This window comes from Variovorax sp. SG517 (assembly GCF_013376045.1).
Taxonomy (GTDB): Bacteria; Pseudomonadota; Gammaproteobacteria; order Burkholderiales; family Burkholderiaceae_C; genus Variovorax.
Window position 1 is genome coordinate 155,900 of record NZ_JABMJG010000003.1, and the last position, 25,328, is coordinate 181,227.

A 25,328-nucleotide genomic window follows, 5' to 3' on the forward strand; every position below is an offset into this window, starting at 1 on the left:
TTGCCCCCGGTGAGGGGGTTGGCGCAGCGACACGAAGTGCGCGAAGCCTGGGGGAGAGCCTTTTACAAGCTGAAGGTCTGCAGGTGGTCGATGCGCTCGGCCAGCCCTTCCTGCCCGAGGTAGTGGCCGTACTTGCCGCCCTGCATCTTCGCGAGCGAGTTCTCCAGCTCGAGCAGCATCGCGTCGCGCTCCGCGATGAACGCGGCAGGCACGTCGATGCCCGCCTTCGCGCAGGCCTCCGCGATCAGGTGGGCGCTCGCCGGCGCGCCGCAGGCCGCGCACTTGACGATCGCCGCCACGCTGGGCTCGGCACCGTTTTCCAGCAGGGCGCTCGTGAGCTCGGGCGAGATCTGCCCGTCGATGTTGCGCAGCGCATCGGCCGCCACCGGCGCGCCCGCGCGCACCAGTGCAGCGGCGGCCGCGAAGGCCCCGTGGCTCACCGCGACATCGGTGGCCAGCGCGCTGCCTTGCTGCGGCCCGCCGAAGTCCACGCCGGCAGCTGCAAGCTCGGCCACCAGCTTCGCGTCGTCGGTGGCGATCGCGTGGCGCAGGGCCACGCGCGCCAGCTGCGGCTTGTGGCGCAGCGTGCCTTCGGCCAGCGGCGTGCGCCAGTCGACGACCGCGCGGCAATAGAAGGTCACCAGCTTGTCCATCAGGTCGAGGTCGAGCCCGTGTTCCTCGTGCCGGTCGTCGAGGTAGCCGAGCAGCGTCTGGCCCGAGAAGTAGTCGCTGGTGGGCGCGAGCGGGTCTTCGTCCAGCCGCAGCGCAGCGAAGGCGCCGAAGAGGTCCGGCGCGACGGTGTTCACGCTGTCTTCGTGAAGCGCGTGCGTCCAGGCCGGCGGCAGCCCCTTCTTCCAGGCGACGATCTGGCCGTGTCCGGCGCCGGGCTCGACCACCGCGTAGATGCGGTCGGTGTACTCGAAGCCGCCGAAGGGCAGGTGCGTGAGCTTGCCGCTCCAGGGCGTGCCGTTTTCCTCGGCGGCCTCCTCGGCCAGTTCCTGCTCGTGCTCTATCCAGCCCTGCAGGTCGTTGTAGCCGTCGCTGCCGTTCCAGAAAAGCTCGCTCCAGCTGATGCCCTCGAGGTTGCCGTTCATCTCCAGCGACAGGTCGTAGTCGAGACGCCCGCCGGCGGTTTCCCGCCAGAGCGCGACCAGCGCTTCGGGAAGAGGGCCTGAGCAAAGGGCCTGCACCGCATCGACCTGCTGCTGCGGCATCGGCGGCTGCGCGTCGAAGATCACGCGCTCGGCGAACAGCACGATGCCGTGTTCGCGCAGGGTGGAGAGCTCGTCGGGTGTGAACCGGATGTCGTTCATGGCTGGGGCCTCCGTTGTTTTCCAAAAATGTAGCGCTTTGCGCTCGCGGAGCAATCCGGGCCACCCCAGCTTCATGAGGGCGTTTGCAGTGGACGAAGGCTACAGATCCGTGCGCAGCTTCCAGATCTCGGGAAACAGCACCACGTCGAGCATCTTGCGCAGGTAGCTCACGCCGCCGGTGCCGCCGGTGCCGCGCTTGAAGCCGATCACGCGCTCCACCGTCGTCACGTGGCGGAAGCGCCAGAGGCGGAAGGCGTCTTCCAGGTCGGTGAGCTTCTCGCCGAGCTGATAGAGGTCCCAGTGGTCGTGCGGGTTGCGGTAGACCGTGAGCCAGGCCGCCTCCACGCCGTCGCTCGGCTCATAGGGCTGGGTCCAGTCGCGCTCCAGCCGGTCGGCGGGCACGGGCAGGCCGTGGCGCGCGAGCAGGCGCAGCGACTCGTCGTAGAGCGACGGCGCGCGGTATGCGGCATCGACCTGCGCCAGCAGGTCGGCGCGGTGCGCGTGCGGCTTGAGCATGGCGGCGTTCTTGTTGCCGAGCGCGAACTCGATGCAGCGGTACTGCGCGCTCTGGAAGCCGCTGGAGTTGGCGAGGTAGGGGCGCATCGCCGTGTACTCGGGCGGCGTCATGGTCGACAGCACGGTCCATGCGTTGACCAGCTGTTCCATGATGCGGCTCACGCGCGCGAGCATCTTGAAGGCGTCAGGCAGTTTTTCCTGCGCGATGCAGGCGATGGCGGCGTGCAGCTCGTGCAGCATCAGCTTCATCCAGAGCTCGCTGGTCTGGTGCTGCACGATGAAGAGCATCTCGTCGTGCGCGGGCGACAGCGGATGCTGCGCGTTGAGGATCTCGTCGAGGTGCAGGTAGTCGCCGTAGCTCATGGACTTGCTGAAGTCCAGCTGGGCCTTCTCCTCGTGGACGATGTTCTCTGTGGTTGTCTTTTCGGTGCTCATGATGCTTGCTGGCGGGTCATCGCCAGACCACGGCGGTGTAGGAGACCCGGCCCATGCCGGATTCTTTCTTCGGATAGACGAAGCGCACGACTTCGTCCTTGCGCTTGAACTCCTGGTAGGTCTCGCCGCCGGGAATGCGGCCCTTCTCGCCCGGTGCGTAGCCCGTGGCGCGAGCTTCCTTGACGAGCACGTCGAAGGCAGCCTTGTCGGTCGTCGAGAGCTGGATGCTGTTCTCGGCGGCGCGGCTTTCCACATAGGTGGACTTCATGACGTTGGTGGTGTGGTCGTCGGCGAACTTGTCGTACTCGATCATGCTGACCCACTCGGTCGTGGTCTTGTCGCGGTAAGAGAAGCCCTGGCGCTTGATCTCCTGGCGGAAGGCGTCGGGAGACATGGCGACGAAGGCCTTGAGCTGGGGCAAGGTGAAGCTCGGCTGCTGCGCAAATGCCGGGGCAGCCAGCATCAGGAGCGATGCAAAGAAAGCGATCAATCGGTGGTTCATGGGGCGTTGCTCAGGTGACTGCGTTCTTGCGGTTGAATTCGGCTCGCTTCCATTCGCCCGTTTCGAGCACCTGCACGAGGTGCTCGACCGAGTCCCACACGTCCTCGAAGCCGATGTACAGCGGCGTGAAGCCGAAGCGCAGGATGTCGGGCATCTGCGAGTCGCCGGCGCGGTAGTCGCCGATGACGCCGCGCGCGATCAGTGCCTGCACGATGGCGTAGGCGCCTTCCTCCCTGCTCAGGCAGACCTGCGAGCCGCGCCGGGCATGGTCGCGCGGCGTGACCAGCGAGAGGCCGTGGCCGGCGCAGCGCTCCTCGACCAGCCTGATGAACATGTCGGTCAGCGCGAGCGACTTGGCGCGCAGCGCCGACATCGGGCCATGGTCGCCGTTGAACGACTCGGCCGCGAGCACCGTGTCGAGACCGCATTCGAGCCCCGCCAGCGCGATGATCGGCTGCGTGCCGCACAGATAGCGGCCCACGCCTGGAGCAGGGCGGTAGTGCGGCGTGAACTCGAAAGGCGCCGCGTGGCCCCACCAGCCGGACAGCGGCTGCTCGAACTGGCCCGCGTGCTTCGTGTGCACCCAGGCGAAGGCCGGTGCGCCGGGGCCGCCGTTGAGGTACTTGTAGCCGCAGCCGATGGCGTAGTCGGCGTCGGCCTCGTTCAGCGCCACGGGCACGGCGCCCGCGCTGTGCGCGAGGTCCCACACGGTGAGCGCGCCCACGGCGTGCGCCGCGGCGGTGACGGCCTTCATGTCGTGCATGGCGCCGGTGCGGTAGTTGACGTGCGTGAGCATCAGCACGGCCACGTCCTCTGTCAGCACGCCGGGCAATTCGGTCGCGTCGATCAGCTTCAGCGTGAAGCCGCGCTCGCGGCACAGCGATTCGGCGATGTAGAGGTCGGTCGGGAAGTTGCTGCGCTCGCTGACCACCAGCTTGCGGCCGCTGTCCTTCTGCTGCGAAAGCGCGGCGAACAGCACCTTGTAGAGATTGACGGACGTGCTGTCGGTGCACACCACCTCGCCGGGCGCGGCGCCGATCAGGCGGGCCACCTTGTCGCCCAGGCGCTGGGGCAGGTCGAACCAACTCGCGGTGTTCCAGGAGCGGATGAGGCCTTCGCCCCATTCCTGGGTCACCACTTCGGCGATGCGCGCCGGCGCGGCCTTGGGCATCACGCCGAGCGAGTTGCCGTCGAGGTAGAGCACGCCCTCGGGAATGGTGAATTGGTCGCGCAGGGCGCGCAGCGGGTCTTGCGCGTCGAGCGCGCGGCAGTCTTCAAGGGTCGTCATGGCGGAGGTTTCAGCGAGGAAGTTCGCGCAGCACGGCGCGAACGGGGGAGGCATCGGCGCTCACCAGCTTGAGCGGCAGCGCGATGAGTTCGTAGTCGCCTTCGGGCACGTCGTCGAGCACGAGGTTCTCGAGCACGCGCAGGTCGAGGCGGCGGATGCGTTGGTGGCTTTCCAGCGTCTTGCTGTCGGCCGGGTCGATGCTGGCGGTGTCGATGCCGATGAGCTTCACGCCCATGGCGGCCAGGCGCTCGACGGTTGAGGGCGCGTAGGCGGCGAGTTCGGGGTCCCAGCGGCCGACCGGCATGGCGGCGTAGGTGCGCACCAGCACGCGCTGCGGCAGGGTGCTGTCGACGGCGTGGGCGATGTGCTCCCACTCGATCAGCGGGCCCTTGTCGATGGCGTGGATCACGCGGCAGGGGCCGAGGAAGGGCGTCAGGTCGACGTCGCCGATGGTCTGGCCTTCGGGGTCGTAGTGCAGCGGGGCGTCGGCATGCGCGCCGACGTGGGGCGAGAGCTTGATCTCGCTGACGTTGACCGGGCTGCCCGGCGAAATGGTCGCGGCCCAGCGCTGCTGGTAGGGCGTGTCGCCGGGAAAGACCGGCGCGCCTTCATGCACGGGCGGCGAGATGTCCCAGATCTGGAGGCGGGGTTGCTGTGAACGCATGGCGCGAAGTTAGCGCCGGGCGAGGGGTCGTGGTGTCGGTTATTTCCAACACCAGGCGTGACGAGTTGAAGCCGGGGCCGTGATCAGTGCAGCGCCGGCAACCCGTGCCGGGCCCGCGCACGCTCGCAAGCGTCGCTGCCGGCCTCCAACTCGTGGCACGGATTCGGCCGCCATTCGTAGATGCCGCAGCCCACCGACTGGCCGATCTTGCCGGTGAGTGCCGCGCAGCGCGGCGATGCGTGGTCGGTGCCCCGCATGCGGCAGATGGCGTCGTTCACCTCGACGGCGAGGCCCGAGGGCACCTTGCCGCCGTTCTCGTCGAGCTCGTAGACGCTGAAGTCGACGCGATAGCTGGCGCAGCAGGCGCCGCATTGCTGGCAATCGGACATGTTGCGGCGCCCGCCGGATCAGAGCCTGCCGAGCAGCAGGAACTCCATCAGCGCTTTCTGGGCGTGCAGGCGGTTCTCCGCCTCGTCCCACACCACCGACTGCGGCCCGTCGATGACCTCGGCCTGCACTTCCTCGCCGCGGTGGGCGGGCAGGCAGTGCATGAAGAGGGCGTCGGGCTGGGCCGCGCGCATCATTTCCTCGTCGACGCACCAGTCGGCAAAGGCCTTGCGGCGCGCCTCGTTCTCGGCCTCGTAGCCCATGCTGGTCCAGACGTCGGTGGTGACGAGGTCTGCGCCGCGGCAGGCTTCCATCGGATCCTTGAAGACCTTGTAGCTGTCGCCCGAGCGGATGCCGGCGATCGACTGGTCGACCTCGTAGCCGCTGGGCGTGCTCACGTGCACCGTGAAGCCCAGGATTTCGGCCGCCTGCAGCCAGGTGTTGGCCATGTTGTTGCCGTCGCCGACCCACGCGACCGTCTTGCCCCTGAGGCAGGAAAGCACGTCGCCTCCGGCGCCTTGCGACCCACGATGCTCGATGTAGGTGAAGATGTCCGCCAGGATCTGGCAGGGATGGAACTCGTTGGTCAGGCCGTTGATGACGGGCACGCGCGAGTGCGCGGCGAAGGCGTCGATCTTGGTCTGCTCGTAGGTGCGGATCATCACCAGGTCGACCATGCGGCTGATGACCTTGGCGCTGTCCTCGATGGGCTCGGCGCGGCCGAGCTGGCTGTCGCCGGTAGTCAGGTGCACGACGCTGCCGCCGAGCTGGTACATGCCCGCCTCGAAGCTCACGCGGGTGCGCGTGCTGGCCTTCTCGAAGATCATGGCCAGCGTGCGGTCGACCAGCGGCTGGTGCTTCTCGTAGGTCTTGAACTTCTTCTTGATGATCGCCATGCGATCGAAGAGGTAGGCGTATTCGTCGGCCGTGAAGTCCGAGAACTGCAGATAGTGCCTGATGGCGGGCGCGGTCGTCGTCATTGGGCAGCAGGCTCCGACAGGAAGTTTTTGACGATGGGCGCGAGGATCGCGACGATCTCGTCGGCCTCGGCGACGCTCAGGATGAGCGGCGGCACCAGGCGGATCACCTTGTCGGCCGTCACGCTCAGCAGCAGGCCGGCGTCGCACGCGCGGTTGAGGATCACGCCGCAGGGGCGGTCGAGCTCGATGCCGATCATCAGGCCCTGGCCGCGGATTTCCTTCACGCCCGACAGGCCGCCGAGTTCGCGCTCCAGCGCCGACTTCAGGTGGGCGCCCACGGTGGCGGCGTTCTCGAGCAGGTTCTGCTCTTCCATGATGCGGATGGTCTCGACGCCGGCGCGCATGGCCAGCGGGTTACCGCCGAAGGTGGTGCCGTGGTTGCCGGGGCCGAAGATGTTGGCGGCCTTGGGGCCGGCCACCACGGCGCCGATCGGCACGCCCGAGCCCAGGCCCTTGGCCAGCGGCATCACGTCGGGCTTGATGCCCGCCCACTGGTGGGCGAACCACTTGCCGGTGCGGCCCATGCCGCACTGCACCTCGTCGATCATCATGAGCCAGTCGCGCTCGTCGCACAGCTTGCGCACCTGCTGGAGGTATTCCCAGCGCATCGGGTTGATGCCGCCTTCGCCCTGGATGGTCTCGAAGAACACCGCGACCACGTTCGGATTGCCTTCGGTGGCCTTCTTCAGCGCCTCGATGTCGTTCAGCGGCACGCGGATGAAGCCCTCGACCAGCGGGCCGAAGCCGGCCTGCACCTTGGGATTGCCGGTGGCCGAGAGGGTGGCGATGCTGCGGCCATGGAAGGCGGCTTCGTAGACGACGATCTCGGGGCGCTCGATGCCCTTGTCGTGCCCGAACTTGCGCGCCAGCTTGAGGGCGGCTTCGTTGGCTTCGAGGCCGGTACAGCAGAAGAAGGCATTGGTGAGGCCGGAGATCTCGGTCAGCTTGGTGGCGAGCTGTTCCTGGCCGGTCACGTGGTAGTAGTTGGAGCTGTGGATCAGCTTGGTCAGCTGGTCCTGCAGCGCGGGCACCAGCTCGGGATGGTTGTGGCCCAGCGTGTTCACCGCGATGCCGCCGAGGCCGTCGAGATACGCCTTGCCCGCGGTGTCCCAGACTCGGCAACCCTGACCGTGCGACAGCGCGATCGGCAGGCGACCGTAGGTGTTCATGACGTGGGGCGAGGTGGGCTGGGCGGTAGCGCTCATTCAGGTTCTCCAGATAGGGAAGGCGGATTCTAGGCGCGTGGTTTGACGGCTTCGTTGAGGATTGCGCATCACAGCAATGCCCCATGTTCAGGATGCAAAAAGGGGCGCGGATAGAATCGCTTGCTGCACCGCAGCACCTGCTCCGGTCGCCTCATTCAACGATGATTTCCCCCACAGCCAAAGAAATCTTCATCCAGGGCATCACCAAGGATGGCCGGACCTTTCGCCCGAGCGATTGGGCCGAGCGTCTGGCCGGCGTGATGAGCTCCTTCCGGCCCGGCGGCGCCTTTCCGGGCAGCTACCTGAGCTATTCGCCCTGGTGCATCCCGACGACCATCAACGGCGTGAAGTGCGTGGTCGTGAACCGCGCCCTGCGCGACGCCGAGCCGATGGCCTGGGACTTCTGCGTGAACTTCGCGAGAGACAACGACCTGCAGGTGGCCGAAGCCTGCCTGGTGCCCGACGCACCCATCCCCCCGAAAAAGGCCTGACAGGCCTTTTTCTTTGCCCGTTCCTCGCCTGACTTCCCTGGCTCGCGAAACGTTCGGGCATGAAAAAACCGCCCGAAGGCGGTTTTTCACTTTTGCTGCAGCGCACCCCGATCAAACGGCGGACCGGAGGATTCCGGTCCGGGCTTGCCTGACAGGTGTCAGGCGGCGGCCTTTGCAGGCGCGAGGGCGAGGGCCTTGACCTTGGCCGACAGGCGGCTCTTGTCGCGGGCGGCCTTGTTCTTGTGGAAGATGCCCTTGTCGGCGATCGCGTCGACGATGCTCTGGGCCTTCGCGAACAGCTCGCTTGCCTTGGTCTTGTCGCCAGCCAGAACAGCCTTTTCGACGTTCTTGACAGCGGTACGGTACTTGGAACGCAGCGAGGTGTTCGCAGCGTTCAGCTTGGTGTCCTGGCGGACGCGCTTACGGCCGGAGGCGAGGCGCGGGTTCTTTTTCTTGGGCTTGGCGGATGCCATGATTTATGTCCTTAGGTGTCTGAGGATGATGCAGCAAAGCCCTCCATTATAGGCTGGGTTGGCTTTTCCGCCGAATCCGGGCGTTTCGGGGCTCCGGCGGGGCCTAAACTCGGCCCCCGTGTCCCTGCTCAAATCCGCCTCCACCGTCTCCCTGCTGACCCTCGCCTCGCGGATCACGGGCCTCGTGCGCGACGTGCTCTTCGCCTCGGTTTTCGGCGTCAGCGCGCTGACCGACGCCTTCAACGTCGCATTCCGCATCCCGAACCTGTTCCGGCGCGTCTTCGGCGAGGGCGCCTTCAGCCAGGCCTTCGTGCCGGTGCTGGCCGCCCGCAAGACCGAAGCGGGCGACGAGGGCGCCCGCCAGCTCATCGACCACGTCGCCACGCTGCTGACCTGGACGCTGGTGATCGTCTGCGTGGCCGGCGTGGCCGGCGCGCCGCTGCTGGTCTGGGCCATGGCCAGCGGGCTGCCCGGCTTCGACGCCGCCGTGGTCATGACGCGGTGGATGTTCCCGTACATCGGCTTCATGTCGCTGGTGGCGCTGGCGGGCGGCATCCTCAACACCTGGCGCAAGTTCGCGGTGCCGGCGGCGTCGCCGGTGCTGCTCAACGTGGCGCTGATCTTGTCGATCGTGGTCGGGGCACCGCTTTTCCGGCACTGGGGCATCGAGCCGATCTACGCCCAGTGCGTGGGCGTCATGGCCGGCGGCGTGCTGCAGCTGGCCCTGCAGATTCCCGCATTGCGCAAGCTGGGCCTGCTGCCGCGCCTGGGCATGAGCCTGCGGGCGCTGCGCACCGCCTGGACCGACCCGAACACGCGCAAGGTGCTCAAGCTCATGCTGCCGGCGCTGCTGGGCGTGAGCGTGGCGCAGATCTCGCTGCTCATCAACACGCAGATCGCCTCGCACCTTGCGGTGGGCAGCGTCACCTGGATCACCAATGCCGACCGGCTGATGGAGTTCCCGACCGCCATGCTGGGCGTGGCGCTGGGCGTGGTGCTGATGCCTCAGCTGGCCGGCGCCCGCGCCGCCAAGGACGATGCGCGCTATTCCTCGCTGCTCGACTGGGGCCTGCGCCTCGTGGTGCTGCTGTCGGCGCCATGCGCCATCGCCTTGCTGCTGTTCGCCAAGCCGCTGGTGGCGGTGCTCTTCCACAACGGCGCGTATTCCGGCGAGGACGTGGGCCGCACCACCCTGGCGCTGATGGGCTACGGCGTCGGGCTCGTCGGCATCGTGGCGGTGAAGGTGCTCGCGCCGGGCTACTACGCCAAGCACGACACGCGCACGCCGATGCTCATCGCGGTGGGCGTGCTGGTGCTGACGCAGATCCTCAACGTCTTCCTGGTGCCGGTGCTGCAGCACGCGGCGCTCACGCTGACGATCGCCATCGGCGCGCTGGTCAACGCGGCGTGGCTGCTGGTCGGGCTGATCCGGCGGGGCAGCTACAAGCCCGAGCCGGGCTGGGGCAGGTTCGCGTTCCAGGTCGTTGCCGGCACGGCGGTGCTTGCGGGGCTGCTGGTCTGGGGCTCGGCGCATTTCGACTGGGTCGCCCTGCGCGAGCAGCGCCTGCTGCGCATCGGCCTGCTGGCCGCGCTGGTCGCCGGCTCGGCGCTGCTGTATTTCGGCGTACTGGCGGCGGTCGGCGTTCGGCTGCGCAGCTTCGTCCGCCGCTGAGGCCCTGCCGGGGCTTTTCAGGCGGGCGCAATACGCGTGTGCCCCTCCTTGACGCTCCCGAATTGCTCCTCTACAAAGCCACATGACGTTCAGCTTTCAGGTTCCCACCGCCCTGGAGTATTTCGAATCGCTGGTCCGCAGCGACGACCAGTTCCCGCTGCTCGAGGCCGCCGCCAGCCTGGCGCAGGACGAATACCCCGATCTCGACGTGCAACAGGTGCTGGGCGACGTCGACCAGCTCCTGGCCCGTCTCAAGCGCCGCCTGCCCGCCGACGCGGCGCCCCTGGCCCGCCTGCGGGCGCTGAACCAGTTCTTCTTCAACGACCTGAACTTCGGCGGCAACGTCAACGACTACTACGACCCCGACAACAGCTACCTGAACGCCGTGCTGCGCACCCGCCGCGGCATCCCGATCTCGCTGGCCGTGCTGTGGATGGAGCTGGCTCAGGGCCTGGGCCTGCAGGCGCGCGGCATCGGGTTTCCGGGGCACTTCATGCTCAAGGTGACGCTGCCCAAGGGGCAGGTGGTGATCGACCCGTTCACCGGCAAGTCGCTCTCGCGCGAGGAACTGAGCGAGCGGCTCGAGCCCTACAAGCGCGGCAACGGGCTGGTGGGCGACTTCGACGTGCCGCTGGGCCTCTACCTGCAGCCCGCGAGCCCGCGCGAGATCATCGCCCGCATGTTGCGCAACCTGAAGGAGGTGCATCACGCGCAGGAAGACTGGCAGCGCGTCATCGCCGTGCAGGACCGCCTCATCGCCCTGTTGCCCAGCGCCTGGGGCGAGTACCGCGACCGCGGTGTCGCGCACGCCGAGCAGGGCAATACCGCATCGGCCGTGCGCGACCTCGAAACCTACCTCGCGAAGGCCGAGGACGCGCTTGACCTCGACGCGATCGCCGAGCGCGTCGCCACGCTGCGCCGCTTGGCCAGCTGAACCGCATGAGCACCCAGGCCGGCGTCAGCCCTGCGCCCGACCTGGGCACATTGCATCAGTTCCACGGCGTGCAGCCCGTGCTGCCGGTATCCGACGTCACCCGCGCCGCGCGGTGGTTCCGCGACGTGCTGGGCTTCGAGCTCGACTTCATTGCCGGCGAGCCGCCCAGCTACGCCCGGGTGAAGAAGGGCGACCGCAGCTACGGTGACCCGGTCTACTTGCGGCTGTGGCAATGCAACGCGCGCGAGGCGAAACCCTGGCGCGGCGAGATCGTGATCCACGTCGGTAAGGACATCGACGGCCTGCACGCCGCCTATGTGAAGCGCGGCGTGACGGTCATCGAGCCGCCCGTCTCCCAGCCGTGGGGGCTGCGCGAATTCGCGATCCGGGAGCCGGACGGCCATGTGTTGCGCTTCTGCGGCTATCTGCCCTGAATCCCGGTGCCCGCCCTCCGAATTTCGGAAACACAAAATTACAAATAGATCGGCACATCCGTGTCGATCCGGCTTCAGCTCGTCCGACGTGTGAACAGGAGCAGGCAATTTCCGACGCCGCTTCACCACCATCAACCTTCAGGAGAAACGAGATGCGATTCATGATTCTGGTCAAGGCCAACGCGGATTCCGAAGCCGGCGTGATGCCCAGCACCGAAATCCTCACCGCCATGGGCAAGTTCAACGAGGAACTGGTCAAGGCCGGCGTGCTGCTGGCGGGCGAGGGCCTGCACCCCAGTTCCAAGGGCGTGCGCGTGCGCTGCGAGGGACCGGCCAAGCGCACCGTCATCGACGGCCCCTTCGCCGAGACCAAGGAGCTGCTGGCCGGCTTCTGGCTGTTCCAGTGCAAGTCGAAGGAGGAGGCCATCGAGTGGATCAAGCGCAGCCCATTCCAGGAAGGCGAGATCGAGATCCGCCAGGTGTTCGAGGCCGCCGACTTCGGCGACTCCATGACCCCCGAGCTGCTCGCCCAGGAAGACCGCCTGCGCGCCGAGACCGAGGCCCGCACCAAGGCTGGCGGCTGAGCCGGCCCCGCCCCCGCACCGAAGGAGACACACCATGCGATTCATGATGCTGATGATTCCCCACGGCTACGAGAACGCCGCGCCCGGCACCGCGCCCGACGTCGAGGCGGTGTCGGCCATGATGGCCTACAACGAGTCGCTGCAGAAGGCCGGCGTGCTGGTCAGCTGCGACGGCCTGCACCCGCCCTCGATGGGCGCGCGCGTGAGCTTCAAGAACCGCAAGCCCAAGGTCGTCGACGGCCCCTTCGCCGAGGCGAAGGAGGTGCTGGGCGGCTTCTGGATCATCGACGTGCCCTCGCGCGCCGCCGCCATCGAGTGGGCCAGCCGCTGCCCGGGCGGCGACAACGAGGTCATCGAGGTGCGCCAGATCCAGGAGATGGAAGATTTCCCGGCCGACGTGCAGGCGGTGGCCGGCGAATTCACCTCGATGCAGACGGTGAAGAAGCCCGGGGCATGAGCCAGGCCGAGGGCCGCGCCGAGGTTGCCGCCATCCACCGCACGATCGAGGCGGTGTGGCGCATCGAGTCCGCGAAAATCATCGCCACCGTCGCGCGGATGGTGCGCGACGTGGGCCTGGCCGAAGAGCTGGCCCAGGACGCGCTGGTCTCGGCCCTGGAGCAATGGAGCGAATCGGGCGTGCCCGACAACCCCGCCGCCTGGCTCACGGCCGTGGCCAAGCGCCGCGCCCTCGACCGCCTGCGCCACCTGCAGCTGGCCGAGCACAAGGCCGGTGAGATCGGTCGCGAGATCGACGCGCAGCACGAGATGGCGCAGGATGACTTCGCCGAGGCCGTCGATGCCGCGCTGGACGACGACATCGGCGACGACCTGCTGCGGCTGGTGTTCACCGCCTGCCACCCGGTGCTCTCGACCGAGGCGCGGGTGGCGCTCACGCTGCGGGTGATGGGCGGCCTGACCACCGACGAGATCGCCCGCGCCTTCCTCGTGCCCGAGGCCACGGTGGCGCAGCGCATCGTGCGCGCCAAGCGCACCCTGGCCGAGGCGCGCGTGCCCTTCGAGGTGCCGCGCCGGCACGAGCTGGAGGCACGGCTTGCCTCGGTGCTTGAGGTGATCTACCTGGTCTTCAACGAGGGCTACTCGGCCACCGCCGGCGACGACTGGATGCGCCCCTCGCTGTGCGAGGAAGCGCTGCGCCTGGGCCGCATCGTGGCCGAGCTGGTGCCGAAGGAATCCGAGGTGCACGGGCTGGTCGCGCTGATGGAGATACAGGCCTCGCGCACGGCCGCGCGCATGGGGCCCTCGGGCGAGCCGGTGCTGCTGCTGGAGCAGAACCGCGCGCGCTGGGACCAGATGCTGATCCGCCGCGGCCTCGCCGCGCTCGCGCGAGCCGAGTCGCTGGGCGAAGCGCTCGGCCCCTATGCGCTGCAGGCCGCCATCGCCGCCTGCCACGGCCGCGCCCGCACCGCCGGCGAGACCGACTGGGGCCGTATCGCCGCCCTGTACGACGCGCTGGCCGAGCTCGCGCCGTCGCCCATCGTCGAACTCAATCGGGCGGTGGCGCTGTCGATGGCCTTCGGCCCGGCGTCCGGGTTGGAATTGGCCGATGCGCTGCTCGACGAGCCTGCGCTCAAGGGCTACCACCTGCTGCCGACGGTGCGCGGTGACCTGCTCTTCAAGCTCGGCCGCTTCGACGAGGCGCGCAGGGAGTTCGACCGCGCCGCGACGCTCACTCGCAACACCCGCGAGCGAGCGCTGCTGCTGGCGCGCGCCCGGGCCTGCACGTCCGCTGCGAACTGAGCGACGAACTGAACCCCATCTGAACCCATTCAGGGCCGCGCCGGAGCAGAATGCGCAGCCATGCTGCGTGCCCCCTCCCTCCAGCGCCTGTGCGCCTTCGGTCTCGTTCTGCTGCCGGCCGCCTCGGCTCAGGCGCAATTCGATCCTTCCAAGTCGTGGGTCGAGCCGCCGGCCATCGCCGCGCGCTTTCCCGATCCGCCGGTGAGCTACGCCACGCCGGGCTTTCGCGCGGGCCGCACCGACTTCCCCTCGCATGCCGAAGTGCTGGCCTTCCTGGACGAGCTGGCGCGCCAGTCGCCCAACGTGCGCGTCGAGCGCATCGGGATGTCGCAGCAGGGCCGCGAGATGCCGCTGGTGGTGCTGGCCGAGCAGGGCCGCGTCGATCCGGCCCGGCCCACGGTGATGGTGATCGGCCAGCAGCACGGCAACGAGCCGGCCGGCGGCGAGGCGGTGCTGGCGCTGGCGCAGCAGTTCGCCACGGAGCCGGGCTCGGCGCTGCTCAAGAAGGTCAACCTCGTGCTGGTGCCGCGCGGCAACCCCGACGGCGCCGAGCGCTTCACCCGCGTCACCGCCAACGGCATCGACGTGAACCGCGACCACCTGCTGCTGCGCACGCCCGAGGCACGCGTGATCGCAGCGGCCACCCTGCGCTACGCGCCGCAGGTGGTGCTCGACCTGCACGAGTTCACCGTCGGCGGGCGCTGGATCGACAAGTTCGGCGCCGTCATGAAATACGACGGCCTGCTGCAGCCCGCCACCGTGGGCAACCTCGACGCTGCCATCGCCGCGAGCGCGCAGCGCGACTACGTCGACGCCATCCAGTCGGCCTTCGCGCGGGCCGGGCTGCAGGGCTTCAAGTACCACACCACCTCCGGTGGCAAGTCTGACGATCGCACGGTGTCGATGGGCGGCGTGCAGCCCGACACCGGCCGCAACGTGAGCGCGCTGCACCAGGCCGTGAGCCTGCTGCTCGAGGTGCGCGGAGTGGGCTTGGGCCGGGCGCATTTCGCGCGCCGCGTGCACACGCAGGTGCTGGCGGCCACCACGGTCATCGAGACGGCCGCTAAGCAGGGGCCGGCGCTGATGCAGCTCACCGCGCAGGCCGGCCAGCGCGCCAAGGCCGACGCCTGCCGTGGCGACCTGGTGGTCGAGGCCTGGCAGACGCCGGCGAAGCAGCGCCTCGAATTCCTCGATGCGAAAACCGGCGAGGACAAGGCCGTCGACGTCGACTGGCGCGCCGCCGAGCCGCTGAAGATCGTCAATGCGCGCCCGCGCCCCTGCGGCTATTTGCTCGCGTCGAGCGAGACCGTGGCCGTGCAGCGCCTGCAGATGCTGGGCGTGCGCGTGGAGCGCATCGACGGCGCGGCGCCGTGGTCGGTGGAGCGCTACGAGATCCTCTCGCAGGCCGACGGCCAGCGGCAGGATGCGCGTGGCGCCATCGAGGACGGCGAGGCGATCCGCAGCTTCCGCGTGCGGCTGCGCCACGGCCGTGCGGTGGTGCAGCCGGGCAGTTTCTACGTGTCGCTGGCGCAGCCGCTGTCGCCGCTGGTCAGCGCCGCGCTGGAGCCCGATTCGCAGAACAGCTACGCGGCCAACCGGCTGCTGGAGATCGGCGACGACAGGCTGCTGCGCGTGCCGGGTCCGGCGCCCGCGGGCGTCTGGCACTGAGCGGCGTCAGGCGCGGGAAGACGAACCCGCTTCCGACGGCGATCCCGGCAGCCCGAACTGGTGCCATGCGCGGCGTAGCTGCGTGTCGGAGCCGAAGCCCGACTGCTCCGCCGCCCGCGTGACGCTCGCGCCCGAGGCCAGCGCCAGCTGGGCCGTCGCGAGCCGCAGCCGCCGCAGGTAGGCCAGCGGCGCCACGCCCGCATGCTCGACGAAGAGCCGCGTGAGGTGCCGCGCCGACGTATGCGCCACCTCGGCCATGCGCGGCACGTTCCAGTCGGCCTGCGGCCGTTCGCTCACGGCGTCCTGCACGCGATGCAGGGCGGCGTGCAGGTGGTTGCGGTATGCGAGGAAGGGCGAGAGCTCCGGATCGTGCGGCCCGCGGCGCAGCGGCATCACCATCGACTGCGCGACCTGCGCCGCGAGCGCCTCGCCGCACAGCTCGCCGATGCGGTGCAGGATCAGGTCGATGCCGGTGGTCACGCCCGCGCTGCTGTAGAGCGGCGGATCGATCACGAATACGCGGTTGCTCACCACGTCGCAGCGCGGCTCCACCTCGCGCAATTCGCCCAGGTGATGGTGATGCGTGGTGGCGCGACGGCCCGCCAGCGCCCCGGCGTACGCGGCCAGCACGGCGCCGGCGCAGACCGTCACCAGCTCCAGCCGGCCGCGCTCGAAGCGCAGGCCGCGCAGCCAGTGCAGCAGGTCCTGTGTCTCGGGGTTGTCGATGGCGATGGTGTCGCCCGGCAGGCCCACCAGCACGACCCAGCCGGAGCCGTCCCAGGCCGTGGGCAGCGGCGAGAGCCCGGCCAGCGCCACGCCCACCGAGCCCATGGCCGTCGGCCGGGGGCTGGCGAATTCGATGGCGAAGCGCTCGGGCCGCCCCGCCGCGCGCAGCCGCTGGTTGGCGATGCGCAGCGCCTCCGCCGGCCCGGCCCAGTCGAGCACGAGGCTCCCGGGCAGGAGGACGAACACTACGCGGATGGGGGCTGGCTCGGATTGCTGCGGTTCCATTCGTAGTCCATCTGGTGCGCGGTGCGCTCGGCGAGTTCGAGCCCGGCCAGCCGCTCGACGAGGTGCAGGCTCATGTCGATGCCGGCGCTGATGCCTGCCGAGCTGACGATGCGGCCGTTGTCCACCCAGCGCACGTCCTCGCGCACGTCGAGCGAGGGGAAGCGCTCGCGCAGCTCGGCGATGTCTTCCCAGTGGGTCGTGACCGGGTCGTCGGTCACCACGCCGCTTTGGGCCAGCAGGAAGGCGCCGGTGCAGACGGAGGCGACGATCTTCGCGCGGTCCGCCTGATCGGCTATCCAGCGCAGCGTCTGCGGGCTGGCCATGGGCGCATCGACCACGCCGCCAGGCACGATCAGCACGTCGGCCGCCGGGCTGTCGGCCAGCGTGTGGTTGGCCAGCAACTGCAGGCCGGCGCGCGCCTGAATGGGCTGGCCTGCGGCGGCGTGGGCCACCGAAGCGACCTCGAACAGCGCCGGCGAGCCCGGCCGCAGCCGCTGCCCGACCCGGCTCGCAGTGGTGAACACCTCGAAGGGGCCGGCGAAGTCCAGCGCCTCGACGCCGTCGAACGCGAGGATCAGAACGCGCCTGGTCATGCCGTTCATGCCGTTCATGCCACGGCCCGCTCTAGCGCCTGCGCCACGGTGCAGACGGTGGCGAATCGGCCATGCAGCACGGCGGCCGTGCGGGCCTTGATGTCGGCGGCGGCCAGCGGGCTGCCGTCGGGATGCTTCATGTCGAAGGTGAGGGTGGCGTCGGTGACGTAGTCGACCTCCCAGCCCAGGTCGGAGGCGTGGCGGGTGGTGGTCTCGCAGCATTGCTCGGTGCGGATGCCGCTCACGATCAGCCGGCCGATGCCGTTCTGCGTGAGCCACACGTCCAGCCCGCTGTTGACCAGCGCGCTGTGGCGGTGCTTGGTGAAAGTGGCGGCGGCATCGAAGGCGGCCAGCCCGCCGATGGGGCGCACATGGCCCGATTCGACCGCGAAGGGGTTGCTGGCATCGGCGGGTTCGTCGGTGTGGAAGACCCGCACGATGGGAATGCCCGAGGCGGCGGCGCCTTCGATCAGCGCGTTCTGCGCGGCGAAGTAGGGCGCGGCCTGGCTTTCGTTCCAGTAGGCGCGCTGGCGGAACGACTCCTGGGCGTCGATCACTATCAGACAGGTTTTCATGGCGGGGCTCGCAGGCGGGAGCGGAGGGGATGATGCCGCTCATTCTTTCGCTACGCCAACTTCCGGTCCGCTCGGCACCGGACCAGAATCGATCAGATCAGGACATCGGCCAGGGCGAAAGCCCCGTCAGACCAGCGAAGCCGCCTGCAGCTCTTTCTTCAGGTACGCGTAGTACAGGGGTGCCGCCACCAGCCCCGCGGGCCCGAAGACCGCCTCGGCCACGAACATCACCGCCAGCAGCTCCCACACGCTCATCTGCGTGCGCGCGCCCACCACCTTGGCATTGATGACGTACTCGGCCTTGTGGATCACGATCAGGAAGATCAGGCAGGCCGCGGCAGTGACCGGCGACACCGACAGCCCCACCAGCGTGATCACCGAGTTGCACACCAGGTTGCCCACGATCGGCACCAGGCCGGCCAGGAAGGTGAGGGTGATGAGCGCCGGCGTGTAGGGCAGGTGCGCGTCCCACAGCGGCATGATGAAGAGCAGGAAGATGGCCGTCAGCAGCGTGTTGAAGGCCGCGATCCAGAACTGGGCCGCCACGATCTGGGCGAAGGCCTCGCCGAAGGTCTGCACGCGCCGGTGGAGCTGTTCGGCCAGCGGCAGGCGCCGCATCGGCGCGTGGGCCACGGCGGCCAGGCTGCCGATGATCAGGCCCACGTACGAGAAAAGAATGCCGTGCAGCCACGCGCGTCCTGCCACGGCCAGCGAGCCGGCCTGCGCGCGCAGGTAATTGGCGATCACGCGCTGCACCTCGGCCGCGCCCTCGGGCAGGTAGACCGCGATCTCCACCGGCAGCTTGGAGCGCAGCTCCAGCACGGTGCGCGCGGTGTAGTCGAGCAGCTCCCGGTACTGGTCGGGCGCATCGACGATGTATTCGCGGGCCTGCGACAGCCCCAGCGTGATCAGCGCGATGGGCGCCAGCAGCACGACCGTAACGGCCACCACGCCGGCCCAGCCCTGGGCGCTGCCGGGCCGCCTGGCCAGCGCCGGGATGCGCCCCAGCCCCGAGGCGAGCAGGCGCGCGAACCAGCGCGTGACGAGAAAGCCGATGCAAACGCACAGCAGCCCCGGCAGCAGGTGCTCCCACATCACCAGCATCAGGGCGCCCAGCATCAGCAGGTAGCTGGCGATGGTCACGCCGCGCGAGGCCGCGGGGCGGATGGTGGAAGACGCCGATGAGGCGATGGGGGAGGGCTGCGGCTTGTTGGCCATCCGGTGCGGGTGCGTGCTCTATTCTTCGAAAAAAGTGGACGCAGCAGCCGGCGCTCAGCCGACGACCACGGCCGCGCCTTCGCCGCGCTCGGCGATCACGCCGATTTCGTGCACCGTTTCACCGGCGGCACGCAGCGTGGCGGCGCAGGCCGCGGCTTCGGCGGCGTCGATGACGACCACCATGCCGATGCCGTTGTTGAAGGTGCGGTTCATCTCGATGTCGTCGATGCCGGCCACCTTCTGCAGCCAGGCGAACAGCTCGGTCTGCGGCCAGCTGCCCTTCTTCAGGTGGGCGGCGGTGCCTTCGGGCAGCACGCGCGGGATGTTTTCCAGCAGGCCGCCGCCGGTGATGTGGGCCAGCGCCTTGATCGGGTGCTTGCCCAGCGCCTCGAGCACCGGCTTCACGTAGAGGTGGGTGGGCTCCATCACGGCTTCGCGGAAGGGCTTGCCGTCGAGGGTGGCGGGCAGGTCGGTGCCGGCGCGCTCGATCACCTTGCGCACCAGGCTGAAGCCGTTGGAGTGCACGCCGGCCGAGGCCAGGCCCAGCACCACGTCGCCGGGCTTGACGTTCTGGCCCGTGAGGATCTTCGACTTCTCGACCGCGCCGACCGCGAAGCCCGCCAGGTCGTACTCGCCAGCGGGGTACATGCCGGGCATTTCGGCCGTTTCGCCGCCGATCAGCGCGCAGCCCGAGAGCTCGCAGCCGCGGGCGATGCCGCCGACGACCGCCGCGGCGGTGTCCACGTCGAGCTTGCCGCAGGCGAAGTAGTCGAGGAAGAAGAGGGGCTCGGCGCCCTGCACCAGCACGTCGTTGACGCTCATGGCCACCAGGTCGATGCCGACGGTGTCGTGCATGTTCCATTCGAAGGCCAGCTTGAGCTTGGTGCCCACGCCGTCTGTGCCGCTCACGAGCACGGGCTCCTTGTAGCGCTTGGGCACCTCGAACAGGGCGCCGAAGCCGCCGATGCCGGCCAGCACGCCTTCGCGCAGGGTTTTCTTGGCCAGCGGCTTGATGCGGTCGACCAGGGCGTCGCCTGCATCGATGTCGACACCGGCGTCCTTGTAGCTGAGCGGGGTGGGCGTGGAGGAAGTCATGGGTGGTCGAGGTCGGAAGGGACGCAAAGAGTGGGGGCGGAAGGGGCGCCGGTAACCGTGGTGGCCGGGCCGATAGAATTCCCGATGATTTTAAGGGCCCCCGCGGCCCCCTCCATGAACCTTCCCGGGATGAAACAGCTCGCGCTCGATATCGGCATTGCGACGGGCCCCAGCTTCGACGCCTTTTTCGCCGGCCCCAACGAGGCGGCTCTGCGGCACCTGCAAGTGTGGGTGGGCGGCGCCGGCAGCCCCGTGCTGCACTCGCCGGTGCCCACCTACCTGTGGGGCGACGGCGGCAGCGGCAAGACCCATCTGCTCGAATCGGTGCGCGTCGCACTGCGCGAGCAGGGCGCCAGCGTGGGCTGGCTCCATGCGGGCCTGCTGGAGCCGCCCGAGTTCGACGAGCGCTGGGGCGCCGTCCTGCTCGACGACGTGCACCTCTACACCGCCGTGCAGCAGCACGCGGCCTTCAACTGGTTCGTCAACGCCCAGACCCTGCAGCGCGGCGTGGTCGCCGCCGGTGCATTGCCGCCGGCCGACCTGCCGCTGCGCGAGGACCTGCGCACCCGTCTCGGCTGGGGCCATGTCTTCCACATGCAGGTGCTGAGCGAAAGCGAACGCCGCGCGGTGCTGCGCCAGGCGGCCGACGCGCGCGGCGTGATGCTGTCGGACGACGTGCTCGACTACATGCTCCACCGCTTCAGCCGCGACCTCGGCAGCCTGATGGAGCTGCTCGGGCAGCTCGACGGCTACGCCCTGCAGACGCAACGCGCGATCACCATTCCGCTGATCCGCTCCATGCTCGAGAACGAATAGAAGAGCGAACAAGGCTTCCAACAACAATGATCAAGAAATTCATCGACAAGCTGCTCGGCAAGGGTGCCGGCGGCACGCAGGGCAAGAGCCGCTTCGGCAAGCGCCAGGAGGTGCCGGCCGAGGTCCACGGAATCGATCCGGCCCTGGTCGACGAGCGTGCGAAGAACGTGGTCACCACGCTTCAGCAGGCAGGCTACGAGGCCTACGTGGTGGGCGGCGCGGTGCGCGACCTGCTGCTGGGCCTGCGGCCCAAGGACTTCGACGTGGCCACCAACGCCACGCCGGAGCAGGTCAAGGCGCTGTTCCGCCGCGCCTTCATCATCGGGCGGCGCTTCCGCATCGTGCACGTGGTGTACGGCCGCGGGCGCGAGCACGAGGTGATCGAGGTCTCGACCTTCCGGGCCTACATGGACAACGCCGCCGCCGAGCAGGTGGCCGGCAACGAGCGCACCAGCAAGGGCGAGCTTGCCAGCATGAAGCACGCGGTGGACGCCAGCGGCCGCGTGCTGCGCGACAACGTGTGGGGCCCGCAGGAAGAAGACGCCGCGCGCCGCGACTTCACCGTGAACGCCATGTACTACGACCCGGCCAACCAGGTGGTGGTGGACTATCACAACGGCATCAAGGACGCCCAGAAGCTCACGCTGCGCATGATCGGCGACCCGGCCACGCGCTACCGCGAAGACCCGGTGCGCATCATCCGCGCCATCCGCTTCTCGGCCAAGCTCGCGGCGCTGGGCTTCAAGATGGAAGCCAAGACGGCCGCCCCGCTGGTCGAATCGAGCAAGCTGCTGGCCGACGTGCCGCAGAGCCGCCTCTTCGACGAGATGCTCAAGCTGCTGCAGACCGGCCACGCCATCGCCACGGTCGAGCAACTCAACAAGCTCGGCCTGGCCCGCGGCATCTACCCGCTGCTCGACGTGGTGGTGGAGCGCGCCGACCAGCCCTTCGTGAAGGCCGCCCTGCAGGACACCGACCGCCGCGTGGGCGAGGGCAAGCCCGTGGCGCCCAGCTTCCTGCTGGCCTGCGTGCTCTGGGCCGACGTGCGCGACGGCTGGGCCCAGCGCCAGGAAGGCCGCAACGGCCAGCGCGCGCAGGCGCCGTTCCCTGCGCTGCAGGACGCCATCGACGACGTGTTCAACGCGCGCATCGGCGACGTGTCGGGCCGCGGCAAGCTGGCGGCCGACATGCGCGAGATCTGGATGATGCAGCCGCGCTTCGACAAGCGCACCGGCTCCACGCCCTACAGCCTGGTCGAGCAGGCGCGTTTCCGCGCCGCCTTCGACTTCATGCGCCTGCGCGCCGACGTGGGCGAGGTGAGCGAAGCCATCGCCGAGTGGTGGCAGGAGTTCAGCACCGCCGACGACACGCGCCGCCAGGATCTGCTGGAGCAGGTGCGCGAGGAGCAGAAGGTGCGCCAGCGCGTGCGGGTGCGCGAGACGCCCGCGCCGAAGCCGCGCGGCGGTGAACCGGCTGCGCGCAAGAGTCGGGCTCCCGATTCGGAGCAGGACGCCGAGGTCGAAGAGGCTGAAGTGGAGGCCGGTGCCGTCCCGCCCGATGGCGAGGCGGCGCCGCGCAAGCGCCGGCGTCGCCGCAAGCCCCGAACCGGAGGCGGCGGTGGTGCTGGCGGTGAGGGCGGCCGGAGCGCCGAGGGCGCATGAGCACGCCAGACCGGCCGAAGGACGGCAAGCCGGGCCCCAAGGCCAAGGCTGTACCGCCGCGCGCGGGCGGAGGCGCCAAGCCTCCGTCTGCAGGCGCAAAGAGCGGGCCGCCTGCGCGCCGTGCGCCCACCCGTACCCCTACCCGTGCCCCTTCGCGCAGCCCGCGCGGCCCGCGGGAGGACTACCCCACGGTACAGGCCTTCATCGCCATCGGCGCCAACCTGGGCGATGCCGAGGCATCCGTGAAGGCCGCCATGGCCGACATCGGCGCACTCCAGCGAACCGTGGTGACGGCCCGTTCGTCGCTCTATCGCAGCGAGCCGGTGGATGCCGAAGGCCCCGATTTCATCAATGCCGTGGTGGCGGTGCGCACCGGCCTGGATGCCGAGCAGCTGCTCGTTGCGTTGCAGCGCCTGGAGACGCTGGCCGGCCGCGAAAGACCGTTTCCCAACGCGCCGCGCACGCTCGATCTCGACCTGCTGATGCATGGCAACTCGGTGATCGACACGCCGACGCTGACCCTGCCGCATCCCCGCATGCGCGAGCGAGCCTTCGTGCTGAAGCCGCTCGCCGAGATCGCACCCGACAAGGTGCCGCGCGCCGCGCTGGCGCGTGTCACGGGCCAGGTGGTCAAGCGCATCCTCTGAAGGCCGTGCTGCTCTACGTCCTCGATCTCGCCGGCGTGGCGGTCTTCGCGGTCAGTGGGGCGCTTGCAGCCGGCCATGCGGGCCTCGACTGGCTGGGCGTGGTGGTGATCGCTTCGGTCACCGCGGTGGGCGGCGGCACGCTGCGCGACCTGCTGCTCGACCGCCACCCGGTGTTCTGGATTCGCGACACCCGGTATGTCTACGTGATCCTCGCGGCGGCGGCGTTCACGATTGGCTGGGTGCACCTGATGCCGTTGCCCGAGCACGCGCTGGCCGTTGCCGATGCGCTGGGGCTCGGCTTGTTCGCCATCACCGGTGCGCAGGTGGCCGAGGAGCGGCGCCTGTCGGCCGTCATCGTGCTGCTGGTCGGCACCATGACCGGGGCGGCCGGCGGGCTGCTGCGCGACGTGTTCACCGCCCGCGTTCCGCTGCTGCTGAGCAGCGGCATCTATGGCTCGGCCGCCATTGCGGGCATCGCTGCCTACCTGCTGCTGCAGGCTGCCAAAACGCCGCGTCGCTGGGCCTTTCATGCCGGGGTGCTGCTGATCGTGGCGCTTCGTCTTGGCGGGATCTACGGCGGCTGGCACCTGCCGGTGCTGCGTCTGCCGGCCTGAATTGCAGGTGCTCCGAGGGCTTGAAAAGCCGGTCGGGCCGGGTCGGGGCCGCGCGGCCGTTAAACTTCGCGGGTTTTCATCAAGGCGTCATGAAATTGTGATTGGCGCAGCCTGGAGTTTCCATGTTCGGCAAGCTGCTGCCCCGCGAGGGGAATTTTTTTGAGATGTTCAACCAGCACGCCGAGCGCATCGTCGAGGCGGCGCGGGCGTTCGAGCAACTGGTGACCAATTACAACGACGTGCACCTGCGCGAGCAGTACAACCGCGACGTCGACAACGCCGAGCGCGCCGCCGACCGCGTGACGCACGACGTCAACCGGCTGATCCACAAGACCTTCATCACCCCCATCGACCGCGAGCAGATCCACAAGCTCATCAACACGATGGACGACGTGGCCGACCTCATTCAGGACTCGGCCGAGACCATGGCGCTGTACGACGTGCGCCACATGACGGAAGAGATCGTGCGCCTCACCTCGCTGAGCGTGAAGTGCTGCGACCGCCTGAAGGACGCCGTCAAGTTCCTCGGCCGCATCGCCGACCCCGCCGTGGCCGAGGCCACGCTCAAGACCTGCGAGGAGATCGACCGCCTGGAATCGGACGCCGACCGCGTGATGCGCAGCGCCATGAGCAAGCTGTTCCGCGAGGAGCCCGACGTGCGCGAAGTGATCAAGCTCAAGGCGATCTACGAACTGCTCGAGACGATCACCGACAAGTGCGAGGACGTGGCCAACGTGATCGAGGGCATCGTCCTCGAGAACTCGTAAGCGGGCAGCGACCGATGGCAACGGTTCAGGTCGCCCTCTGGGTGGTTGTGGTGCTGGTCGCTCTGGCGATCCTGTTCGACTTCATGAACGGATTCCACGATGCCGCCAATTCGATCGCGACGGTGGTGTCCACCGGGGTTCTCAGGCCGGGGCAGGCCGTGGTCTTCGCGGCCTTCTTCAACCTGGTCGCGATCTTCATCTTTCACCTGAGCGTGGCCGCCACGGTGGGCAAGGGCATCGCCCAGCCCGGGGTGGTGGACGTGCACGTGGTGTTCGGCGCGCTCGTGGGCGCCATCAGCTGGAACCTCGTGACCTGGTACTACGGCATCCCGAGCAGCTCGTCGCATGCGCTGATCGGCGGCATCGTGGGCGCCGTGATCGCCAAGACCGGCACCAGCGGGCTCGTGGCCTTGGGCATCTGGAAGACGGTGGCGTTCATCTTCGTGTCGCCGCTGCTGGGCTTCCTGCTCGGCTCGCTGATGATGATCCTGGTCGCCTGGGGCTTCCGCCGTGCCACGCCGTCGCGCATCGACCGCTGGTTCCGCCGGCTGCAGCTGGTTTCGGCCGGCGCCTACAGCCTGGGCCACGGCGGCAACGACGCGCAGAAGACCATCGGCATCATCTGGATGCTGCTGATCGCGACGGGGTATGCCTCCGCCAGCGACGCGACGCCCCCGAACTGGGTCATCGTGAGCTGCTACGCCGCGATCGCGCTGGGCACCATGTTCGGCGGCTGGCGCATCGTGAAGACGATGGGCCAGAAGATCACCAAGCTCAAGCCCGTGGGCGGCTTCTGCGCCGAGACCGGCGGGGCACTGACCCTGTTCCTGGCCACTGCGCTGGGCATTCCGGTGTCGACCACGCACACCATCACCGGCGCCATCGTCGGTGTCGGCTCCGCGCAGCGCGCAAGCGCGGTGCGCTGGGGCGTGGCGGGGAACATCGTGTGGGCCTGGATCTTCACGATCCCGGCTTCGGCGTTCGTGGCGGCTATTGCCTACTGGATCAGCATGCAGCTGTTCTGACG

28 protein-coding genes are annotated in these 25,328 nt (G+C 68.9%); 14 read left to right on the forward strand and 14 right to left on the reverse strand.

All coding sequences use genetic code 11. The features are described from left to right. Positions 1–62 precede the first annotated feature (62 nt). From FHT32_RS10150 to FHT32_RS10185, 8 genes are all read right to left on the reverse strand, one after another. On the reverse strand, positions 63–1,313 hold the full coding sequence (locus tag FHT32_RS10150) for an SMI1/KNR4 family protein (RefSeq protein WP_176664506.1): 1,251 nt from the start codon (positions 1,311–1,313) through the stop codon (positions 63–65). 99 nt (positions 1,314–1,412) lie between these two features. Further along, entirely contained in the window at positions 1,413–2,264 is an 852-nt protein-coding gene (kynA, locus tag FHT32_RS10155) for a tryptophan 2,3-dioxygenase (protein WP_176664507.1), read from the reverse strand. 16 nt (positions 2,265–2,280) lie between these two features. Further along, positions 2,281–2,766: a hypothetical protein gene (locus tag FHT32_RS10160; protein ID WP_176664508.1), complete on the reverse strand. Its 486-nt coding sequence runs from the start codon at positions 2,764–2,766 to the stop codon at positions 2,281–2,283. A gap of 10 nt (positions 2,767–2,776) precedes the next feature. After that, positions 2,777–4,054, reverse strand: coding sequence for a kynureninase (gene kynU, locus FHT32_RS10165; RefSeq protein ID WP_176664509.1), 1,278 nt, complete (start codon positions 4,052–4,054; stop codon positions 2,777–2,779). A 10-nt stretch (positions 4,055–4,064) separates the two neighbouring features. Then, positions 4,065–4,718, reverse strand: coding sequence for an arylformamidase (gene kynB, locus FHT32_RS10170; RefSeq protein WP_176664510.1), 654 nt, complete (start codon positions 4,716–4,718; stop codon positions 4,065–4,067). Positions 4,719–4,801: 83 nt separating this feature from the next. After that, a complete protein-coding gene (locus FHT32_RS10175) occupies positions 4,802–5,107 on the reverse strand; it encodes a YkgJ family cysteine cluster protein (RefSeq protein WP_176664511.1) in 306 nt (101 codons plus the stop codon). Positions 5,108–5,125: 18 nt separating this feature from the next. Further along, positions 5,126–6,085 (reverse strand): ornithine carbamoyltransferase, encoded by a 960-nt coding sequence (argF, locus tag FHT32_RS10180; RefSeq protein ID WP_176664512.1) that lies wholly within the window; start codon positions 6,083–6,085, stop codon positions 5,126–5,128. After that, the gene (locus FHT32_RS10185; protein ID WP_176664513.1) at positions 6,082–7,290 is read right to left on the reverse strand and encodes an aspartate aminotransferase family protein; all 1,209 of its coding nucleotides are present in this window, start codon (positions 7,288–7,290) and stop codon (positions 6,082–6,084) included. The genes argF and FHT32_RS10185 overlap by 4 nt, the downstream gene beginning before the upstream one ends. A gap of 161 nt (positions 7,291–7,451) precedes the next feature. Between FHT32_RS10185 and FHT32_RS10190 the strand changes: the two genes are divergently transcribed. Then, positions 7,452–7,781, forward strand: a complete 330-nt coding sequence (locus FHT32_RS10190) for a DUF3579 domain-containing protein (protein ID WP_176664514.1) — start codon at positions 7,452–7,454, stop codon at positions 7,779–7,781. 158 nt (positions 7,782–7,939) lie between these two features. Here the strand turns inward: FHT32_RS10190 and rpsT are convergent, their stop codons facing one another. After that, the gene (gene rpsT / locus FHT32_RS10195) at positions 7,940–8,254 is read right to left on the reverse strand and encodes a 30S ribosomal protein S20 (protein ID WP_019654625.1); all 315 of its coding nucleotides are present in this window, start codon (positions 8,252–8,254) and stop codon (positions 7,940–7,942) included. A gap of 118 nt (positions 8,255–8,372) precedes the next feature. Between rpsT and murJ the strand changes: the two genes are divergently transcribed. From murJ to FHT32_RS10230, 7 genes are all read left to right on the forward strand, one after another. After that, a complete protein-coding gene (gene murJ / locus FHT32_RS10200; protein WP_176664515.1) occupies positions 8,373–9,926 on the forward strand; it encodes a murein biosynthesis integral membrane protein MurJ in 1,554 nt (517 codons plus the stop codon). A gap of 82 nt (positions 9,927–10,008) precedes the next feature. Beyond that, entirely contained in the window at positions 10,009–10,860 is an 852-nt protein-coding gene (locus FHT32_RS10205) for a SirB1 family protein (RefSeq protein WP_176664516.1), read from the forward strand. 5 nt (positions 10,861–10,865) lie between these two features. Further along, positions 10,866–11,294, forward strand: a complete 429-nt coding sequence (locus FHT32_RS10210) for a VOC family protein (RefSeq protein ID WP_176664517.1) — start codon at positions 10,866–10,868, stop codon at positions 11,292–11,294. Between the two features lie 152 nt (positions 11,295–11,446). Next, a complete protein-coding gene (locus tag FHT32_RS10215) occupies positions 11,447–11,878 on the forward strand; it encodes a YciI family protein (RefSeq protein ID WP_176664518.1) in 432 nt (143 codons plus the stop codon). Between the two features lie 34 nt (positions 11,879–11,912). Next, the gene (locus FHT32_RS10220; RefSeq protein WP_176664519.1) at positions 11,913–12,335 is read left to right on the forward strand and encodes a YciI family protein; all 423 of its coding nucleotides are present in this window, start codon (positions 11,913–11,915) and stop codon (positions 12,333–12,335) included. Next, the gene (locus FHT32_RS10225; RefSeq protein ID WP_176664520.1) at positions 12,332–13,636 is read left to right on the forward strand and encodes an RNA polymerase sigma factor; all 1,305 of its coding nucleotides are present in this window, start codon (positions 12,332–12,334) and stop codon (positions 13,634–13,636) included. Before FHT32_RS10220 ends, FHT32_RS10225 begins: the two co-directional genes overlap by 4 nt. Before the next feature lie 60 nt (positions 13,637–13,696). Then, positions 13,697–15,304, forward strand: a complete 1,608-nt coding sequence (locus tag FHT32_RS10230) for a M14 family metallocarboxypeptidase (RefSeq protein WP_176664521.1) — start codon at positions 13,697–13,699, stop codon at positions 15,302–15,304. Positions 15,305–15,310: 6 nt separating this feature from the next. On the opposite strand, the gene FHT32_RS10235 is transcribed toward FHT32_RS10230, so the two are convergent. The 5 genes from FHT32_RS10235 to purM all read right to left on the reverse strand — a co-directional run bounded on the left by FHT32_RS10235 (position 15,311) and on the right by purM (position 19,796). Then, positions 15,311–16,315, reverse strand: coding sequence for a GlxA family transcriptional regulator (locus FHT32_RS10235; RefSeq protein WP_176664522.1), 1,005 nt, complete (start codon positions 16,313–16,315; stop codon positions 15,311–15,313). Beyond that, positions 16,276–16,908: a DJ-1/PfpI family protein gene (locus FHT32_RS10240; RefSeq protein ID WP_176664523.1), complete on the reverse strand. Its 633-nt coding sequence runs from the start codon at positions 16,906–16,908 to the stop codon at positions 16,276–16,278. The genes FHT32_RS10235 and FHT32_RS10240 overlap by 40 nt, the downstream gene beginning before the upstream one ends. 14 nt (positions 16,909–16,922) lie before the next feature. Next, positions 16,923–17,483, reverse strand: coding sequence for a cysteine hydrolase family protein (locus FHT32_RS10245; protein ID WP_176664524.1), 561 nt, complete (start codon positions 17,481–17,483; stop codon positions 16,923–16,925). 126 nt (positions 17,484–17,609) lie between these two features. After that, on the reverse strand, positions 17,610–18,701 hold the full coding sequence (locus FHT32_RS10250) for an AI-2E family transporter (RefSeq protein WP_176664525.1): 1,092 nt from the start codon (positions 18,699–18,701) through the stop codon (positions 17,610–17,612). A gap of 54 nt (positions 18,702–18,755) precedes the next feature. Then, complete coding sequence (purM, locus tag FHT32_RS10255) at positions 18,756–19,796, reverse strand: phosphoribosylformylglycinamidine cyclo-ligase (protein WP_176664526.1); 1,041 nt, start codon at positions 19,794–19,796, stop codon at positions 18,756–18,758. A gap of 129 nt (positions 19,797–19,925) precedes the next feature. Here purM and hda point away from each other — a divergent pair, with 129 nt between their 5' ends. The 6 genes from hda to FHT32_RS10285 all read left to right on the forward strand — a co-directional run bounded on the left by hda (position 19,926) and on the right by FHT32_RS10285 (position 25,326). Beyond that, entirely contained in the window at positions 19,926–20,612 is a 687-nt protein-coding gene (hda, locus tag FHT32_RS10260; RefSeq protein ID WP_305144331.1) for a DnaA regulatory inactivator Hda, read from the forward strand. A gap of 26 nt (positions 20,613–20,638) precedes the next feature. Continuing rightward, positions 20,639–22,273, forward strand: a complete 1,635-nt coding sequence (pcnB, locus tag FHT32_RS10265; RefSeq protein WP_176664528.1) for a polynucleotide adenylyltransferase PcnB — start codon at positions 20,639–20,641, stop codon at positions 22,271–22,273. After that, on the forward strand, positions 22,270–22,920 hold the full coding sequence (folK, locus tag FHT32_RS10270; protein ID WP_176664529.1) for a 2-amino-4-hydroxy-6-hydroxymethyldihydropteridine diphosphokinase: 651 nt from the start codon (positions 22,270–22,272) through the stop codon (positions 22,918–22,920). The genes pcnB and folK overlap by 4 nt, the downstream gene beginning before the upstream one ends. A gap of 5 nt (positions 22,921–22,925) precedes the next feature. Beyond that, positions 22,926–23,534: a trimeric intracellular cation channel family protein gene (locus FHT32_RS10275; protein ID WP_176664530.1), complete on the forward strand. Its 609-nt coding sequence runs from the start codon at positions 22,926–22,928 to the stop codon at positions 23,532–23,534. Between the two features lie 122 nt (positions 23,535–23,656). Further along, positions 23,657–24,301 carry a DUF47 domain-containing protein gene (locus FHT32_RS10280; RefSeq protein ID WP_176664531.1) on the forward strand — a complete coding sequence of 215 codons (645 nt, stop codon included), beginning with the start codon at positions 23,657–23,659 and terminating at the stop codon, positions 24,299–24,301. Between the two features lie 14 nt (positions 24,302–24,315). Next, the gene (locus FHT32_RS10285; protein ID WP_176664532.1) at positions 24,316–25,326 is read left to right on the forward strand and encodes an inorganic phosphate transporter; all 1,011 of its coding nucleotides are present in this window, start codon (positions 24,316–24,318) and stop codon (positions 25,324–25,326) included. Positions 25,327–25,328: the final 2 nt, after the last annotated feature.